Raw genomic sequence first — 17,072 nt, 5'->3', positions numbered from 1 at the left:
CCGGCCGGGATGCGGACGGGGGCCGGAGCGGGGAACTCCCGCCTCCGCAGGGCGGTGCGCGAGAACCTCGTCGCGTACCTCTTCCTCGCCGCCGGTGTCCTCTGCTTCGCGCTCTTCTCCTGGTACCCGATCGTGCGCGGCGTCCTGCTCGGCTTCCAGCAGGTCACCTTCGCCGAACCCGCCCGGTGGGTGGGCCTGGACAACTTCCGGCGCCTGTTCGAGGACCCGCTGTTCCTGACCGCCTGGCAGAACACCGGCTCCTTCACGCTGCTCGCCCTCGTGTTCGGATTCGCCGCCCCGTTCGCCACCGCCGTCATCCTGAACGAACTGCGGCACGGACGCTCGTACCTGCGCATGACCGTCTATCTGCCGGTCATGCTGCCGCCGATCGTCACCATGCTGCTGTGGCGCTGGTTCTACGACCCGGGCCCCGGCCTGTTCAACAGCGTGCTGGAGGTCTTCCACCTGCCGGCGCAGCAGTGGCTGGAGTCGGAGAACCTCGCCATGGTCTCCCTGGTCCTCGTCTCCACCTGGGCCAACATGGGCACCACCACCCTGATCTACCTGGCGGCGCTCGGCGGCATCCCCGGCGAGCTGTACGAGGCGGCCGAGCTCGACGGGGCGTCGATCCGGCAGCGGCTGTGGCACGTCACGGTCCCGCAGATGCGCTTCATCCTGATGATCACGCTGCTGCTCCAGGTCATCGGCACCATGCAGGTCTTCGTCGAACCGTTCGTCCTCACCGGCGGCGGACCCGACGACGCCACCGTCACCGTGCTCCTGCTCCTCTACCGCTACGCCTTCGTCTACAACGACTTCGGCCTGGCCAGCGCCATGAGCACCCTGCTCTTCGTGGTTCTCGGCCTCTTCTCCGTCGTCTATCTGCGCCTGACCCGGAGCAAGGGCTGAGAGGAACTGCTGCCATGGCTGCCGAAACCCCCGTACGCACACTGATCGCGCCCGCCGAGATGACGCGGCGCACAGGCAGGTTCCTCTACCGCTTCGTGCTCGTCGCCACGCTCACCGGCTTCACGATCGCCTTCGTCTTCCCGCTCTACTGGATGACGACGGGAGCGGTGAAATCGTCCTCCGAGCTCGCCGACCCGAACCCCACCCTGTTCCCGGAGAGCTGGCATCCGGAGAGCTATGCCGACGCCTGGACCAATGTCGGGCTCGGCCAGTTCTTCCTCAACACCCTGGTGCTGGCCCTCGGCGCCTGGCTGACCCAGATCCTGGTGGACGTGTCCGCCGCCTACGCGCTCTCCAAGCTCCGGCCGCTGCTCGGCAACGTCGTCCTCGGCATGATGCTGGCGACGCTCATGCTGCCGGTGTCCGCGCTGCTCGTACCGACGTATCTGACCGTGGTCGATGTGCCGCTCCTCCACGTCAACCTGATCAATACCCCGTTCGCGATCTGGCTCCCTGCCGCCGCCAACGCCTTCAACATCTTCATCCTCAAGCGGTTCTTCGACCAGATACCCGCCGAACTCCTCGACTCCGCACGGATCGACGGGGCCGGCACGCTCAGGGTCCTGGTCTCGGTGGTCCTGCCGCTGTCCCGGCCGGTGCTCGCCGTCGTGTCGATCTTCGCGGTCGTCGGCGTGTGGAAGGACTTCCTCTGGCCGATGCTCGTCCTCCCCGACGAGGCGAAGCAGCCGATCACCGTCGCGCTCAACCGGCTCTCCGAGTTCATGCCGGCCAATCAGCTGCTGGCCGGGATGGTCATGGCGAGCATCCCCCTGCTCGTCCTCTTCCTGATCTTCCAACGCCACATCATCGCGGGCCTCACCGCGGGGAGCCTCAAGGGCTGACCCGGCCCATCCCCCCACAGGAAGGACACCCAGCCGTGTCTCCTGCACCAAGAAAGAGCTCCCACGCCGTACGGTTCATCCTCCCCCTGCTCCTGTCGGTGCTCGGCGCCCTGCTGTACGGGGCGGCGGCACAGGCGGCCCCCACAACGCTCGAGGCGGAGTCGGCCCGGCTGTCCGGCGGGGCCGCCGTGTCCACCGAACACGGCGGTTACACAGGATCGGGCTTCGTCGGCGGCTTCACCGACACCCACAAGGGCTCCGCATCGGTGTCCTTCGACATCACCGCGGAAGCGGCCGGCGGCGGTTCCCTCGCCCTCCGGTACGCCAACGGCACCACCGCCACCATGACCCTGAGCCTGTACGTCAACGGAGCCAGGGTCCGCCAGGTCGGCCTCCCCGCCACGGCGGGCTGGGACACCTGGGCCACGCACGAGGAGCAGGTCACCTACGCGAAGGGCGCCAACACCGTCGCCTGGACGTTCACCACCGCCGACAGCGGCAACGTCAACATCGACAACGCCACCGCGGCCACTCCCACCACCCCCACGGACCCCGGCCCCACCACCCTGACCCACCAGGCCGAGGACGCCTTCGTCTCCGGCGGCCCGGCGCGGGCCACCGCGGCCACCGGCTACGAGGGCAGCTCCTACCTCTCCGGGTTCACCACCGCCGGAGCCCGCGCCGTCTTCGCCGTCGACGCCCCGGGCGCGGCCACGTACCCGCTGACCCTGCGCTACCGCACCCCCGACGCCACGGCCTCCACCATCACCCTGCTCGCCAACGGCACCACCGTCCGCCGGGTGACCCTCCCCGGTACCGGGGGCGCCTGGCAGAACGCCGCCACCGACGTCCCCCTGCGTGCCGCGCTCAACCACGTCACCCTGCGCACCGCATCCGGTGACAACGGCACCCTCCAGCTCGACGGCATAGGCGTCACCGGCTCCACCCCCACCGACGCCCGGGGCGCGACCCTCCCGTACACCACCTACGAGGCGGAGAGCGGCAGCACCAACGCCACCACCATCGGCCCCGACCGCACCTACCTCACCGTCCCGTCCGAGGCGTCCGGCCGCAGGGCCGTCGTCCTGGACACCACCGGCGCATACGTGCAGTTCACCCTGACCGAACCCGCCAACGCCCTGACCCTGCGCTACTCCGTCCCGGACAACGCGGCGGGCACCGGCACCGAGGCCACACTCAGCGTCTACGCCAACGGCACCCAGCTCCGCGACCTGCCCCTCAGCTCCAAGTACAGCTGGGTCTACGGCGGTTACCCGTACAACAACGACCCCTCCCAGGGCTCCGGCCACCACTTCTTCGACGAGACCCGCACCCTGCTGACCGGGGCACTCCCGGCAGGCACCGTACTGAAGTTCCAGAAGGACGCCGGCGACACCGCCGCCTCCTACACCCTGGACCTCGTCGAGACCGAGACCGCGCCGGCCGCACTCGCCATGCCCGCCGGCCTCATCTCCGCGGCCACGCTCGGCGTCACCCCGGACGACTCCGGCGACGACACCAACGCCCTCAACTCGGCGCTCACCACGGCCACCTCGCAGGGCAAGGGGCTGTGGCTGCCCACCGGCACGTACAACATCTCCGGGCACATCAACCTCACCGGTGCCGATCTGCGCGGCGCCGGCCAGTGGCACACCGTGCTGCGCGGCAGCAACGGCAAGGGTGGCCTCTTCGGACGCGGCGGCACCAGCAACGTCCAGGACCTGATGATCGCCGGTGACGTCTCCTACCGTGACGACGCCACCTTCGACGCCGCGATCGAGGGCGACTTCGGCAACGGGTCCACGCTGGCGAACATCTGGATGCAGCACACCAAGGTCGGCCTCTGGACCGACGCCCCGACCAACGGCCTGTACGCCTCCGGACTCCGTATCCGCGACACCTTCGCGGACGGCGTCAACCTCCACAAGGGCACGAAGGCGACCGAGGTCTCCCAGAGCAGCGTCCGCAACACCGGCGACGACGGACTCGCCATGTTCTCCGAGGCCCAGGCCGTCACCGACAGCGCGTTCCGCTTCAACACCGTGCAGCTCCCGATGCTCGCCAACACCGTCGGCATCTACGGCGGTCACGGTAACCGGGCCGAGGACAACGTCCTCGCCGACACGGTCACCGGCTCCTCCGGCATCGCGATCAGCAGCCGCTTCGCCCCGGTGCCGTTCAGCGGGACGACCTCCGTACAGCGCAACACGCTGACCCGCACGGGCGGCTACGAACCCAACTGGCAGAGCAAGCTCGGCGCCCTGTGGATCTACGCCGACTCCTCCGACATCACCGCACCCGTCCTCGTCAAGGACAACGAGATCCTCGACAGCACCTACAGCGGGCTCCTCATCTCCTGGCAGAAGAACGTCGCCGCGCTCACCGTCGACGGCCTGAGGATCGACAAGGCCGGTTCGTACGGCATCGAGATCAACTCCGCGGGTGCCGGGACCTTCTCCGGCGTCACCGTCAGCGGCGCCACCGACGGCGGCCTGTCCACCGCGGGCGGCTTCACCATCACCCGGGGTGCCGGCAACACCGGCTGGTAGCCCGATGACCGGTGCGGGCCCGCCCCGACGCGGGCCCGCACCGCCTTACATACCGAGCAAGGAGTCTCAGTGACCACCCACTGGTGGCGGCACGCCGCGATCTACCAGATCTACGTACGCAGCTTCGCCGACGGAAACGGAGACGGCACCGGCGACCTCGCCGGAGTCCGCGACCGCCTGCCGTATCTGCGCGAACTCGGCGTCGACGCACTGTGGTTCACCCCCTGGTACACCTCGCCCATGGCCGACGGCGGCTACGACGTGGCGGACTACCGCGACATCGACCCGCTCTTCGGCACCCTCGCGGAGGCCGAGCAGCTCATCGGCGCAGCCCATGAGCACGGGCTGCGCGTCCTGATCGACCTGGTGCCCAACCACTGTTCCGACCAGCACGTCTGGTTCCGGGACGCGCTCGCGGCGGGCCCGGGATCGCCGGAGCGGGAGCGCTTCTGGTTCGTCCCCGGCCGCGGGGAGAGCGGCGAACTGCCGCCCAACGACTGGACCTCCTACTTCGGCGGCAGCGCCTGGACACGGGTGACGGAGGCGGACGGCAGCGCGGGGCCCTGGTACCTGCACATGTTCGCGCCCGAGCAGCCGGACCTGAACTGGGAACACCCCGAGGTGCGAGCCGAGTTCGAGGACATCCTGCGGTTCTGGCTGGACCGGGGGGTCGACGGATTCCGTATCGACGTGGCCCACGGCCTGGAGAAGAAGCCGGGCCTGCCGGACGTCGGGCCCGACCCGGACGTCACGGACCTGCCCTACCAGGACTGCGACGCGGTGCACGACATCTACCGGTCCTGGCGCAAGATCCTCGACGAGTACGACGGCGAGCGCACGTTCGTCGGAGAGGTCTGGCTGCCGACGCCGGAGCAGTCGGCGCGCTATCTGCGCCCGGACGAGCTCCACTCGGCGTTCAACTTCGAGTTCCTGTGCTGTGCGTGGGACGCGGACGCGCTGCACCACGTCATCGAGGAGACCCTCGCCGGGCACGCACCGGTGGGGGCGCCGCCCACCTGGGTGCTGTCCAACCACGACACGATCCGGCACGTCACGCGGTACGGGCGGGCGGACACCTCGTTCGACATGGGGGACAAGCGGCTGCTCGACCCGAGCGATCCGGTCCTGGGCCGCCGCCGGGCACGGGCGGCGGCCCTGCTGACGCTGGCGCTGCCCGGCGGGGTGTACGTGTACCAGGGCGACGAGCTGGGTCTGCCGGAGGTGCAGGACCTGCCGGACGCGCTGATCCAGGACCCGACGTTCGTCCGCTCGGGCGGGGCGGACCGGGGGCGCGACGGGTGCCGGATTCCGCTGCCGTGGGGTTCGGGCCCCTCGCTGGGCTTCTCCCCGGACGGGTCCGCGACGCCCTGGCTGCCGCAGCCGGAGTCGTGGTCCGCCCTGAGCGTGGCGGCCCAGGACACGGACCCGGAGTCCTTCCTCACCCTGTACCGTGCCGGGCTGGCTCTGCGCCGTGAGCGCCTCGTGGACCTCCCGGAGTCACTCAAGTGGGGCGACGCGGGGGCGGGGACGGTGTGCTTCGACCGGGGCCCGGGCGGATTCCGCTGCCTGCTGAACGTCTCGGCGGCGCCGGTTCCGCTTCCCCCCGGTGCGGAAGTCCTGCTCGCCAGCGGCCCGCTCCCGGACGGCGTCCTGCCCCCGGACACGGCGGCGTGGCTGGTCCTCCAGCGCGGGGTTCCGTCCTCAATCGCCGGACGGGCTTGATTTGCCGGGCCAGCACGTCAAGCGCCGGCCCGGCCACTTCAAGGCCGGACGGCCACAACTCAAGCCCGTCCGGCGATTGAGGACAAAGACGATCCCAGGGCGCCCCTGGACCCCGCACCGGACAGAAATCAGAGCGCCAGCGACAGGAGTACGGGCGCCGCCCGCCGGTTCAGCGTGGCCGCCGCAGCCCGCAGCCGGTGCGCGTCCTCGATCGGCAGCGACAGCGCCAGGCACCCCGCCGACGAGCCCGCCGTCAGGGGGACCGCCGCGCACACCGTACCCACCGCGTACTCCTGCAGATCGAGCACCGGCACCGTCGCCGGCTGGCTGTCCAGCTTCGAGAAGAGCACCTTCTCGCTCGTGATGGTCCGTGATGTGAGCCGTGCGATCCGGTGCCGCGAAAGGTGATCGCGCCGGCCGTTCTGGTCGAGCTGCGTCAGCAGGCACTTGCCGATCGCGCTGGCGTGCGCCGCCGACCGGAAGTCCACCCACTCGTTGACGGCGGGCGTACGCGGTCCGTCGGCCATCTGCGTGACCCGGATCTCCCCGTCGACGTACCGGCTGATGTAGACCGCCGCGCCCACCGAGTCCCGCAGCTGCACCAGCGTCTGCTGGAGCTTGGCCTCCAGGGTCCGCCTGCGGGCGGCGGCGCCGGAGCCGAGCTCGATGAGCGAGGCGCCGGTGATGTACGCGCCGTCGGTGATCTGCTCGACATACCCCTCGCGGCGCAGCATCAGCAGCAGGGACGAGAGGTGGCCGACGGGCAGCCCCGTCTCGCGGGAGATCTGTGCGTCGGTCACACCGTTGCCGTGGGTGGACACGGATTCGAGCACACGCAGGGCGTACTGCACCGAGTGGAACGGCGCCTTCGGCTCGGGCTTCAACGCCACGGTTTCCCCCTACCAGGTTGTGACCGCAAGCTTTTGCCCCACGATAGCCGCCAAGAGCCGGATTCGGAGGGGCTGTTGAGGAGTTGATGAGCGCGCCCCGGCCCTGTCAGCTGGGGCGCACCCGCCTGGCATATGCCAGAGTCATTGTCTTTGCATCAATGACAAGGTCACAGCACCGCGTTGAGGAACTCGCGCGTACGTTCGTGCTCCGGATCGGAGAAGATTTTTTCCGGCGTTCCGGACTCCACCACACGGCCCGCGTCGAACATCAGGACCTTCTCCGAGACATCCCGGGCGAAGTTCATCTCGTGGGTCACACAGAGCATCGTGATGTCGGTGGTCCTCGCGATGTCACCGAGCAGGTCCAGCACACCCGCCACCAGCTCGGGGTCCAGCGCGGACGTCACCTCGTCGAGCAACAGGATCTCCGGCCGCATCGCCAGCGCCCGGGCGATGGCGACCCGCTGTTGCTGGCCGCCGGAGAGCTGGGAGGGGTGCGCGTCGATCTTGTCGGCGAGACCGACCAGGTCGAGCAGCTCACGGGCCCGCGCCTCCGCCTCGTCCCGGTCCATGCCCAGCACGTTGACGGGCGCCTCGGTGATGTTCTGGAGCACCTTCATGTTCGGGAAGAGATTGAACTGCTGGAAGACCATCCCGATCTTCTTCCGGGACTCGCGCAGCTGCTTCTCGCCCGCCGGCTTCAACGAGCCGTTCGGCGTCCGTACGTGCGACAGGGGCGAGCCGTCCACCCAGATCACACCGTCGCTGACCTTCTCCAGCGTCATCAGCAGCCGCAGGATGGTGGTCTTGCCGGAGCCGCTCGGCCCGATCAGGGTGACGTGCTCGCCGCGCCGCACGGTGAAGTCCAGCTCGTCGAGGACCACATGATCGCCGTAGCGCTTGACGACCTTGTCGAAGCGGACGAGCGGCTCGACGCCGGTCGTCCTGGAGTCCGGAGCGGCGTCCGCGGGTTCCTTCAGGGGAGCAGAGTCAGTGGCCAAGGCGCTTCTCCAGCTTTCTCATCAGCAGCGAGGTGGGGTAGCTCGCGACCAGGAAGACCAGTCCCGCGAGCGTGAATGCCTCGGTGTACGCGAAGTGGTCGGCCCCGTACTTCCGGGCCTCGAAGACCATTTCCTGCACCGTGATCACGGCGAGGAAGGGGGTCTCCTTGAACATCGAGATCGCGTAGTTGCCGAGGGCGGGCAGTACGTTGCGCACCGCCTGCGGCAGGATCACGGCCTGCCAGGTCCGCCGGGGCGTCAGCGAGAGCGCCCGGCAGGCCTCCCACTGCCCCTTGGGCACACCGTCGATCCCGGCCCGGTACACCTCCGAGGTGTACGTGGCGTAGTGGATGCCCAGCACCACGATGCCGATGGTCAGCGGCTCCACCGAGGTGAAGAGGGCAGCCGCGCCGACCAGTTGGACCAGCAGCGGGGTGGAGCGGATGAACTCCATCACCGCCTTCACGGGCACGGTCACGAGCCGGGACGGGGCCCGCCCCGCTATCGCGATCAGCAGACCGAGCACCGCGGCCACGAGTGTGCCGAGCACGGTCGCCAGGAGGGTGACCCTGAACCCTTCGAGCAGCAGGGGAAGGGCTTCCCCGACGGCATCCCGGTCGAATGTGTTCACCGGGTACCTCCGGAGGTCGTGGCGGACTCCGCACTGCGCGTCCTGAGCAGGCTTCCCGCGCCGGTGTGCAGACCGAGCCGCCGCTTGGCGCTCCGTTCCAGCAGATTCATCAGCAGGGTCAGCGCGTAGGCGAGGACGAAGTAGGAGGCCAGCAGCGTGAGGTACGCGGTGAGGGTCTCACCGGTTCGGTCGCGGATCTGCTGGATCACGGTCATCAGGTCGGCCGCGGAGATCAGCCACAGCAGGGGTGTGCACTTCAGCAGCTGGATCAGCAGGTTGGTGAAGGAGGGGATCATCTGCACCCAGGCCTGCGGCAGGACCACCTTCCGCATCCGGTGGAAGGGGCTCATGTTCAGCGCCACGGCCGCCTCGTACTGGGCGCGGGGCACGGAGTTGATCGCGCCGCGCACGATCTCGGAACCGTAGGCACCGTAGTTCAGGCCGAAGGCGACGATCCCGCAGAGCAGCGGCGTCAGTTCGTACCCGGTGAGCTGCGGCATCGCGTAGTAGAACCAGAACAGCTGGATGTAGAGCGAGGTGCCGCGGAAGAACTCCACGACGGCCCGGGAGACCCCACGCACCAGGGCCAACTTGCTGCCCGCCGCCAGTCCGAGTACGAACGACAGGAGCAGGGCCAGCAGGGAGCCCAGGACCGTGGCCTCGAGCGTCACCCGCAGGCCCGCTCCGATCTGGGGCAGCTCATCGAGGAATGTGGAGAAGAAGTCACTCATACGGTGTGGTCCGCCCCGTCAGCCCTTGCACAGATCGGCGGTCTTCAGGGTGGCCGGCGGGATCTCCGTGGCACCGAAGCCGTATTGCTGCAGCAGGCTCACATAGCGGGACTTGTCCGAGACGATCTTCTTGAGTTCACGGTTGAAGGAGTCCCGCAGGTCCTCGTTGCCCGTGCGGAAGACCGCGCCGCCCGGTGAGAACTGCTGCTTGCCGTCCAGCTCCGGCACGAAGGCCTCGGTGACCTCGGTGTCCGGGTTGGTCTTCGCGAGCCAGCGCAGCGAGATGCCGGTGAGCAGGAACGCGTCGATCCGGCCGCCCTTGACGGCGTCGGCGCCGTCCTGCGGCTTCTGCAGTGTCTTGATCTTCCCCTCGGCGATGCCCGCGCCCTCGGCGTACGAGCCCTCGACCGCACCGGACATCACGCCGACGGTGACTCCGGCGGCCTTCGCGGACGCCAGGTCGGTGAGCTTCTTCGGGTTGCCCTTCTTCACCATCAGCGCGGTGGGGGAGATGAACTCCGGCTCGGAGAATATGGCGTTGGCGCAGCGCTCGGGGGTGATGGCCATGCCCGCGCTGACCACGTCGTACTTCCCGGCCTGCAGACCGGGGATCAGGCCGTCCCACTCCGAGAGGGTGGGCTTCAGTTCGTCGACGCCGAGCGCCTTGAAGATCTCCCGGTGCAGGGTGGGGGCCTCGCCCTTGAGTGCTTTGCCCTCCAAGTAGCCGTACGGGGCCTCATTGGCGTACGCGACCCGGACGAAACCCTGCTTGCGGAGCTTGTGGAGAGCGCCTTCGCCGTCCACGGAGCCGGCGTCGGTCTTGCTGCACGCGGAGAGCAGACCGGGAACGACGAGCAGTCCGCCCACGGCTGCCGATCGGTTGAGAAAACCCCGGCGGGACAGGTTCGGAAAGTCAGCCATGGTTCGCAATCTCCTGAAGGGGTCGAACAGTCCGGACAGGGTGAACGCCTGCCCGATCCCGTACGTCTATGCAGGAAGCGCTGCCATGTAATCGAACAGTGGCCGGAGGGTGACCTTCCCGTGTCTCGTTGCGGGCGGAGCGCGACGAGAGGAGTGCGTGGCGTATTTCCGGGGGAGGCTCGGTTGTTGACTGTCCGTTATGCGGGGATGTCGAGGGAAGGAACGTAACCGCGCTGTATGTCCACGATGTTCGGCAGCGGCTCCCCGGCCGCCCACCGCTCGTACATCGAAACGAACTGCTCGGCCAGCCGGTCCCGCCAGCCGGCCGTGTCCCCGCTCATGTGCGGGGAGATCACCAGCTCCGGTGCGTCCCACAGCGGGCTGCCCCGGTCCAGCGGCTCCTCCTGGAACACATCGAGCGCCGCACCCGCGATCCAGCGCCTGCGCAGCGCCTCGGCCAGGTCCTCCTCGACGACCAGCGGCCCGCGTCCCACGTTGATGAACCGGGCGGAAGGCTGGAGCAGTCCGAAGAAGCGGGCGTCGAACATGCCGCGCGTCGACGCCGTCAGCGGAGCCGCGCAGATCACCCAGTCGGCACCGGCCGCCAGCCGGTCCAGGTCCTCGACGCCGTGAATCGTGCGCCGCGCCGTACGCCCCACGAGCGCCACCTGGACACCGAGCCCGTGCAGCAGCCGCATGATCTCCCGGCCGACGGGACCGGCACCGACGACGACCGCGCGGCTTCCGGCGAGCTGCCGGGTCTCACGGTGGCGCCACTGCCGCTGACGCTGGAGCTCCAGCGTCAGGGGGAGGTCCTTCGCGAACGCGAGCACCAGGCCCGTCACGTACTCCGCGATCGGAAGCTCGAAGACGCCCCGCGCATTGGTGACCACGGTGGGGGACGCGGCCAGCTCGGGGCAGAGCAGCCGGTCGACGCCGGCGCTCGCCGTGTGCACCCAGCGGGGCCGCGGCCCCGCGCCCGGCCAGGCCTCGCGGACGGCATCGGAGGTGAAATCCCAGACCAGCAGCACATCGGCGTCCGGCAGCTGACGGGCCAGGCTGCGCCCGTCGGCGTAACGGATGCGGGCCTGCCCGGTGAGCCGGCCCAGGCGTGGCGCCGGGGCGGCGTCAAGGACGAGGATCTGCGGATGAGGCATCAGGATCCTCCACGCTCGCACCCGGCCGCCCCGCCGTCAACAGGACACCGGAATGCGCTGGTCACACCCATTGCGGGCGCCGTTGTGCGGTCATTGGAGGAATACTTGTCCCAGGCGGGGGCAACGGTGACAGGGCGCGCCCGAGAGGCGGCAGCAGGACATCCGGACGCACCGGAAGGATGGACATGACGACCGTAGGACTTCTCTACCCGGGCCATGCCGCGGAGGACGACTTCCCGCGGACCGAGATCATGCTCGACAGCGACATCAGAGTGCCGCTGTTCCACACCGACATCGACGAGGAGTCCCGCAGTGCCGACGCGCTGCGCGGGACGGGCACGCCCGAGCGCCTGGCCGCCGGAGTCGAGGAACTGCGGATGGCAGGAGCCGAATCGCTCGTCTGGGCCTGCACCGGCGGCAGCTTCGCCTACGGGTGGGACGGGGCCCACGAACAGATCGCTTCCCTCGCCAGGACCGCGGGGCTGCCCGCCTCCAGCACGTCCTTCGCCTTCACCCACGCGGTGGGGGAGCTGGGCGCCACCAGGGTCGCCGTCGCCGCGACGTACCCCGAGGGCATCGCCGCACTCTTCGCGGACTTCCTTCGGTCCGCCGGCATCGAAGTGGCAGCCACCCGGGGCAGCGGCATCATCACCGCCGCCGAGGCCGCCACCGTGGACCTGGAGCGGGTGAAGGAACTGGCCGTGGCCGGGGACCATCCCGACGCCGAGGTGGTGCTGCTCCCGGACAACGCCCTGCACACCACGGCCCACATTCCCGAGCTGGAGCAACTGCTGGGCAAGCCGGTCCTCACCGCGAACCAGGTGGCGGTCTGGGAAGGACTCCGGCTGGCCGACCGCCGGGTCTGGGCGCCCACGCTCGGCACGCTCTTCGCCACCCGCGAACCCCCGCTCGGAGCCGCCGAACACCGGGGGATCGAGGTACGGGAATGAGGCGCGCAGGAGCGGTGCGGGAATAAGCGGAGCCATCCTCCTGTTCGTACCTCCGATACGCACACGCAGCACCGGGAGAGGCCGAACACGTGGATGAGAACCGAGGCGACGAGATTCGCGGCACCGCAAGCGGAACGGCCTCGGTGCCCCTGTCCGTGCTCGATCTGGTGACCGTGGGCCAGGGCCGTACCGCGACCCAGGCCCTGCGCACCAGCGTGGACATCGCCAGGCTCGCCGAGGGCCGCGGTTTCCACCGCTACTGGGTGGCGGAGCACCACTCCATGCCGGGTGTGGCCTCGTCGTCCCCGGCCGTCATCCTGGCGCACCTGGCCGCCCACACCGAGCGCATCAGGCTCGGCTCCGGCGGCGTGATGCTGCCCAACCACGCCCCCCTGGTGATCGCCGAACAGTTCGGCACCCTGGAGGCGATGGCCCCCGGCCGTGTCGACCTCGGCCTCGGCCGCGCCCCCGGCACGGACGGCGCCACGGCGGCGGCCCTGCGCCGCACCGAGCGCCTGAACGACGGCGCCGATGACTTCCCGCAGCAGCTGGCCGAGCTGACCCGGTTCCTCGACGACGACTTCCCGGACGGGCACCCCTACTCCCGTATCCACGCCGTACCCGGACCGGTGCAGGCCACCTCGCCCGGTGGTGTCCAGTCCGCGGGCCGCCCGCCCATCTGGCTGCTGGGCTCCTCCGGTTTCAGCGCCCGGCTGGCCGGCGTCCTCGGCCTGCCCTTCGCGTTCGCCCACCACTTCTCGGCCCAGAACACCGTGCCGGCCCTCGACCTGTACCGCGAGTCGTTCAAGCCGTCCGCCGTGCTCGACGCCCCCTACGCCCTCATCGGCGTCGCCGCCCTGGCCGCCGACGAGGAGCGCGAGGCCCGCCGCCAGGTCCTGACCGGGGCCCTGTCGATGCTGCGCCTGCGCTCCGGCCGTCCCGGCCTCGTACCGACGCCCGAGGAGGCGGAGGCGTACGCCTTCAGCCCGATGGAGCGTGAGTTCGTCGACAGCTGGCTCGTCAACATCGTCCACGGCACCGCGGACGAGGTCCGCACGGGCCTCGACGACCTGGCCAAGCGCACCGGCGCGGACGAACTGATGATCACCGCCAACGCCCACGGCGGCGAGGCCCGCCTGCGGTCCTACGAGCTGATCGCGGACGCGTACGGCCTGCCTGTCCTCGGCTGACCCGACATCCCCTCAGACCTCCAGCGCCCGGGTGCCGATCAGTTCGGCGATGCGCTCCGGGGCGACCGCACGTGAGTAGAGCCAGCCCTGCCCCGTGTCGCAGCCGATCCGGCGCAGCCGCTCCGCCTGGCCCGACGTCTCCACGCACTCCGCGGTGACCGTCAGGCCCAGGCGGTGCGCCAGCTGCACCATGGCCTCGACGATGGTCTCGTCCGCCGGGCTGGGATGGGCGCCGTCCTCGTAACGGAAGCCGCGCACGAAGGAGCCGTCCAGCTTCAGCACGGAGACGGGCAGCCGGCTCAGATAGGCGAGGTTGGAGTAGCCGGTGCCGAAGTCGTCGATCGCGATGCGGACGCCCATGTCGCTCAGTGCCTGGAGGACCTGCAGCGGCCGGCCCGACGACCCCATCACGGCGGACTCGGTCAGCTCCAGTTGCAGCAGTCCCGGGGCAAGACCGGTCTCGGCGAGGATCTCCGCCACATCGGCGACCAGATCGGAGTCCCGGAGCTGGCGTACGGCGACGTTGACGCTGATGAACAGCGGTGACTCGCCGGGGTGTTCCAGCTGCCAGCGGCGGGCCTGGCGGCACGCCGTGCGCAGGACCCACCGGCCGAGCTGGACGATCGTGCCGTCCTCCTCGGCGATGGCGACGAACCTGTTCGGCGCCAGCATCCCGAACTGCGGGTGATTCCACCGGACCAGGGCCTCCACACCCCGTACGACCTCGTCGGCCATGCAGACGAGCGGCTGGTACTCCAGGGTGAACTCGCCGCGTTCGACGGCGGGCCGGAGTGTGGAGGACAGTGCCTGACGGGTCATCCGGTGCGCGTTGCGCTCGGGGTCGAAGAGTGTCCAGCGTGCCTTGCCGTCCGCCTTGGCCCAGTACAGCGTGGTGTCGGCGGCCTGCATCAGACCGGTGGGCGAGGCGCCCGCCGAGGCCCGCTCCACCACCCCGATCGACGCGGAGACGGAGAGCCGCTGTCCGGCCAGATCGAAGGGCTGCTGGAGGGCGTTGAGCACCGAGCGCGCGAGCTCGGTGAGCTGATGCGCACCCGCCGAGTCCTCGACCAGGATCGCGAACTCGTCACCGCCCAGGCGCGCCACCAGATGGCTGCCTCTGCGGTCGAAGCCGTCGGCCTCGGCGCAGTCGGTGAGCCGGGTGGCGACGGCGGCCAGCAGCCGGTCGCCGGTCCGGTGTCCCAGGGTGTCGTTGACCGCCTTGAAGCCGTCGAGGTCCAGGTAGCAGAGCCCGATCCGGCCGTGCCGCGGCAGCGAGTCGTCCTGGAACGGCGGGCCCTCCAGTGCGGTGGAGAGCCGCTCGAAGAACAGCAGCCGGTTGGGCAGCCGGGTCACCGGATCGTGCATCTGGAGGTGGCGCAGCCGGTTCTGCAGTTCGCGCCGGTCGCTGATGTCGGCGACGGACAGCAGCACACCGCCGTCGGCCGGACCGGCCGACGGTCCGGCCATCGGTACGACGGTGATCTCGGCCCACAGGGACCGGCCGTCGGGATGCTTGAGCCGGCGGGTGCAGCGCAGCCGCGAGCGGCTGCCGCCCAGGACCTCGCGGTACGCCTGCCAGGTGCGGCGGTCCGACACGAGGTCGACGAGATCGGCCGCCGGCTGCCGGGCCAGGGCCCCGGGGTCGGTGCCGAGCAACCCGCCCAGCGCGTCGTTGGCCCGGACGACCTGGCCCCTGTGGTCGACGACGGCCATGGGGAGGACGGCCACCTGGAACGCGGCACGGTAATCGCGCAGTTCGGCGTGATCCGCTTCGTCGCTGTCACGCTCCGTGACCGTTTGTCGCCCGGTGCCGCGCGCTGCGCCGGCCGGGGGCATCGGCCCTTCGGAGGTTCCGCTCACCGCTCGCTCCCGCTGTGCAGATTGTCGAGAACAGATGGGGGTCCAGGGTCGGACAGGGGTCATCGGGTGGAGTGCCCGTGTCAGAGGCGGAAACCACGCAGGAAAGCGAGGTGAAGCATAGATGGTGGCGCGTCGGGCGTTCCAGCGCGTCCGTTGTTTCGAGCCCGTCGTACGCCTATGGCCCACGCGGCACGCAGCGACCCTCTTTGCCCGCGACTGATTGTTTCTGTGCGGATCTGTTCTGACATGTAGTTGAGGTGATTGATTGTGACTTTCTGTGAGTGAGGCGGTGAGTGCTGTGCTCTCCGACTGATCCTCGACTGACCCGTGTGGGGCAGCACAACAGGGCGTACGGCACCGGATCGGCACAGGGTGAGGGGGAAGTCCCGCATTCGCCACCCGGAGGTAGATGTGCCGCGTCAGCACAGACCCGGGGGAGTGGGAAGGCCGAGTCTGCGCAGTGCGGCGGCCGCGCTCACCTCCCTCCTGGCGCTCGCCGCCACCGGGCTCGTCGCCGGACCCGCCGTGGCGGCCTCGCGCGACGCGGGCCCGTGCGCCCTGCCCAGGACCGGGGCGCACCACTCGCTCGGCCTGGACACCTGGAACGACGCCTACCCGCGCCCCGACCACAGCCTTGACGCGGTCATGGTCTTCATCTCGTTCCCGGACTCCGAGCCCGTCGTCACTCCCGCTGTGCTCGCCGCCGACTACTTCCCCTCGACCGCCCGCTTCTTCAAGCGGGCCTCGTACGGGAAATTCACCCTCCGCGCCCATCCCCGGCAGCAGTGGACCCGGATGCCGCACCCCTCCACCTGGTACGGCATACAGCGCGACTGGGGATCCGAGCAGCGCACCGCCTATCTGCGCGACGCGATCGACGCCGTCGACGACCAGGTCGACTTCTCCGCGTACGACATCGTCTATCTCGTCGCCGACCCGGACGCGCCCGGCGTCGACGCCGATGCCACGAAGGTGGTCAACTTCGACCGGCCGCTGCGCGCCGACGGCGCGGACATCAGGCGTGTGGTCACCCTCTTCGAGGAGCACCCGCCCGACCGCAACGTCCTCGCCCACGAGACGGGGCACGTCTTCGACCTGGCGGACCTCTATCACCGGCCCAAGGACGGCAAGGGCGACTGGGACACCTACGTCGGCGACTGGGACGTGATGGGCAGCCAGTTCGGCCTCTCCCCGGATCTGTTCGGCTGGCACAAGTGGAAGCTCGGCTGGCTCGACCGCGGTCAGGTCGTCTGTGTGCAGGGCAGCGCCGACATCACCCTCGAATCCATGGCCGAGGTGCCCGTGCCCGGCGCGTCCATCGGGACCCGGCTCGCCGTGATCAGGACCGGCGTGGACAGCGCGCTGGCCGTCGAGGCCCGCAGCGCAACCGGGAACGACCGGGGGACCTGCACCGAAGGTGTGCTGATCTACCGCATCCGCAACCACACGGCCTCCGGCGGCGGACCGGTCGAGGTGCTGGACACCCACCCGGACTCCGACGCCTGCTGGGAGCGTTCGGTCTACCCGCCGCTCGCGGACGCCCCGCTCCGCGAGGGCGAGCGCTACACCGTGCCCGGTGAGCGCACCCGGATCGAGGTCGCCGACCGGACGCGGTCCGGCGCGTGGACGGTGCGGATCACCACCGGCACCTGAGCCGGC

The 17,072-nt window shown here is 69.9% G+C and carries 14 protein-coding genes; 7 read left to right on the top strand and 7 right to left on the bottom strand.

The window, feature by feature from the left end:
• Positions 1-9 precede the first annotated feature (9 nt).
• The 4 genes from ACFWBQ_RS06180 to ACFWBQ_RS06165 all read left to right on the top strand — a co-directional run bounded on the left by ACFWBQ_RS06180 (position 10) and on the right by ACFWBQ_RS06165 (position 6,082).
• A complete protein-coding gene (locus ACFWBQ_RS06180; RefSeq protein WP_385485019.1) occupies positions 10-909 on the top strand; it encodes a carbohydrate ABC transporter permease in 900 nt (299 codons plus the stop codon).
• 14 nt (positions 910-923) lie between these two features.
• Complete coding sequence (locus ACFWBQ_RS06175) at positions 924-1,811, top strand: carbohydrate ABC transporter permease (protein WP_385484610.1); 888 nt, start codon at positions 924-926, stop codon at positions 1,809-1,811.
• 35 nt (positions 1,812-1,846) lie between these two features.
• Entirely contained in the window at positions 1,847-4,360 is a 2,514-nt protein-coding gene (locus ACFWBQ_RS06170) for a CBM35 domain-containing protein (protein WP_385484607.1), read from the top strand.
• Positions 4,361-4,429: 69 nt separating this feature from the next.
• On the top strand, positions 4,430-6,082 hold the full coding sequence (locus ACFWBQ_RS06165) for a glycoside hydrolase family 13 protein (RefSeq protein WP_385484605.1): 1,653 nt from the start codon (positions 4,430-4,432) through the stop codon (positions 6,080-6,082).
• A 128-nt stretch (positions 6,083-6,210) separates the two neighbouring features.
• On the opposite strand, the gene ACFWBQ_RS06160 is transcribed toward ACFWBQ_RS06165, so the two are convergent.
• From ACFWBQ_RS06160 to ACFWBQ_RS06135, 6 genes are all read right to left on the bottom strand, one after another.
• On the bottom strand, positions 6,211-6,972 hold the full coding sequence (locus tag ACFWBQ_RS06160; protein WP_385484601.1) for an IclR family transcriptional regulator: 762 nt from the start codon (positions 6,970-6,972) through the stop codon (positions 6,211-6,213).
• Between the two features lie 167 nt (positions 6,973-7,139).
• Positions 7,140-7,973 (bottom strand): ectoine/hydroxyectoine ABC transporter ATP-binding protein EhuA, encoded by an 834-nt coding sequence (ehuA, locus tag ACFWBQ_RS06155; protein ID WP_385484598.1) that lies wholly within the window; start codon positions 7,971-7,973, stop codon positions 7,140-7,142.
• Positions 7,963-8,604 (bottom strand): ectoine/hydroxyectoine ABC transporter permease subunit EhuD, encoded by a 642-nt coding sequence (ehuD, locus tag ACFWBQ_RS06150; RefSeq protein ID WP_385484595.1) that lies wholly within the window; start codon positions 8,602-8,604, stop codon positions 7,963-7,965. Before ehuD ends, ehuA begins: the two co-directional genes overlap by 11 nt.
• Positions 8,601-9,335 carry an ectoine/hydroxyectoine ABC transporter permease subunit EhuC gene (ehuC, locus tag ACFWBQ_RS06145; RefSeq protein ID WP_385484592.1) on the bottom strand — a complete coding sequence of 245 codons (735 nt, stop codon included), beginning with the start codon at positions 9,333-9,335 and terminating at the stop codon, positions 8,601-8,603. Before ehuC ends, ehuD begins: the two co-directional genes overlap by 4 nt.
• A gap of 18 nt (positions 9,336-9,353) precedes the next feature.
• A complete protein-coding gene (ehuB, locus tag ACFWBQ_RS06140; protein WP_385484589.1) occupies positions 9,354-10,256 on the bottom strand; it encodes an ectoine/hydroxyectoine ABC transporter substrate-binding protein EhuB in 903 nt (300 codons plus the stop codon).
• 197 nt (positions 10,257-10,453) lie between these two features.
• Entirely contained in the window at positions 10,454-11,413 is a 960-nt protein-coding gene (locus ACFWBQ_RS06135) for a D-2-hydroxyacid dehydrogenase (RefSeq protein WP_385484586.1), read from the bottom strand.
• A 185-nt stretch (positions 11,414-11,598) separates the two neighbouring features.
• Here ACFWBQ_RS06135 and ACFWBQ_RS06130 point away from each other — a divergent pair, with 185 nt between their 5' ends.
• Positions 11,599-12,363 carry a decarboxylase gene (locus ACFWBQ_RS06130; protein WP_385484583.1) on the top strand — a complete coding sequence of 255 codons (765 nt, stop codon included), beginning with the start codon at positions 11,599-11,601 and terminating at the stop codon, positions 12,361-12,363.
• A gap of 89 nt (positions 12,364-12,452) precedes the next feature.
• Positions 12,453-13,553: an LLM class flavin-dependent oxidoreductase gene (locus ACFWBQ_RS06125; RefSeq protein ID WP_385484580.1), complete on the top strand. Its 1,101-nt coding sequence runs from the start codon at positions 12,453-12,455 to the stop codon at positions 13,551-13,553.
• A gap of 12 nt (positions 13,554-13,565) precedes the next feature.
• Here the strand turns inward: ACFWBQ_RS06125 and ACFWBQ_RS06120 are convergent, their stop codons facing one another.
• Positions 13,566-15,413, bottom strand: a complete 1,848-nt coding sequence (locus tag ACFWBQ_RS06120; RefSeq protein ID WP_385484577.1) for a putative bifunctional diguanylate cyclase/phosphodiesterase — start codon at positions 15,411-15,413, stop codon at positions 13,566-13,568.
• 411 nt (positions 15,414-15,824) lie between these two features.
• On the opposite strand from ACFWBQ_RS06120, the gene ACFWBQ_RS06115 reads away from it, so the two are divergent.
• The gene (locus ACFWBQ_RS06115) at positions 15,825-17,066 is read left to right on the top strand and encodes a M6 family metalloprotease domain-containing protein (protein WP_385484574.1); all 1,242 of its coding nucleotides are present in this window, start codon (positions 15,825-15,827) and stop codon (positions 17,064-17,066) included.
• Positions 17,067-17,072: the final 6 nt, after the last annotated feature.

Origin of the sequence: Streptomyces sp. NPDC060035 (assembly GCF_042736635.1) — a bacterium.
GTDB lineage: Bacteria > Actinomycetota > Actinomycetes > Streptomycetales > Streptomycetaceae > Streptomyces.
Note: the sequence above shows the minus strand (reverse complement) of the source record. Positions and strands in the feature narration are given on the sequence as shown.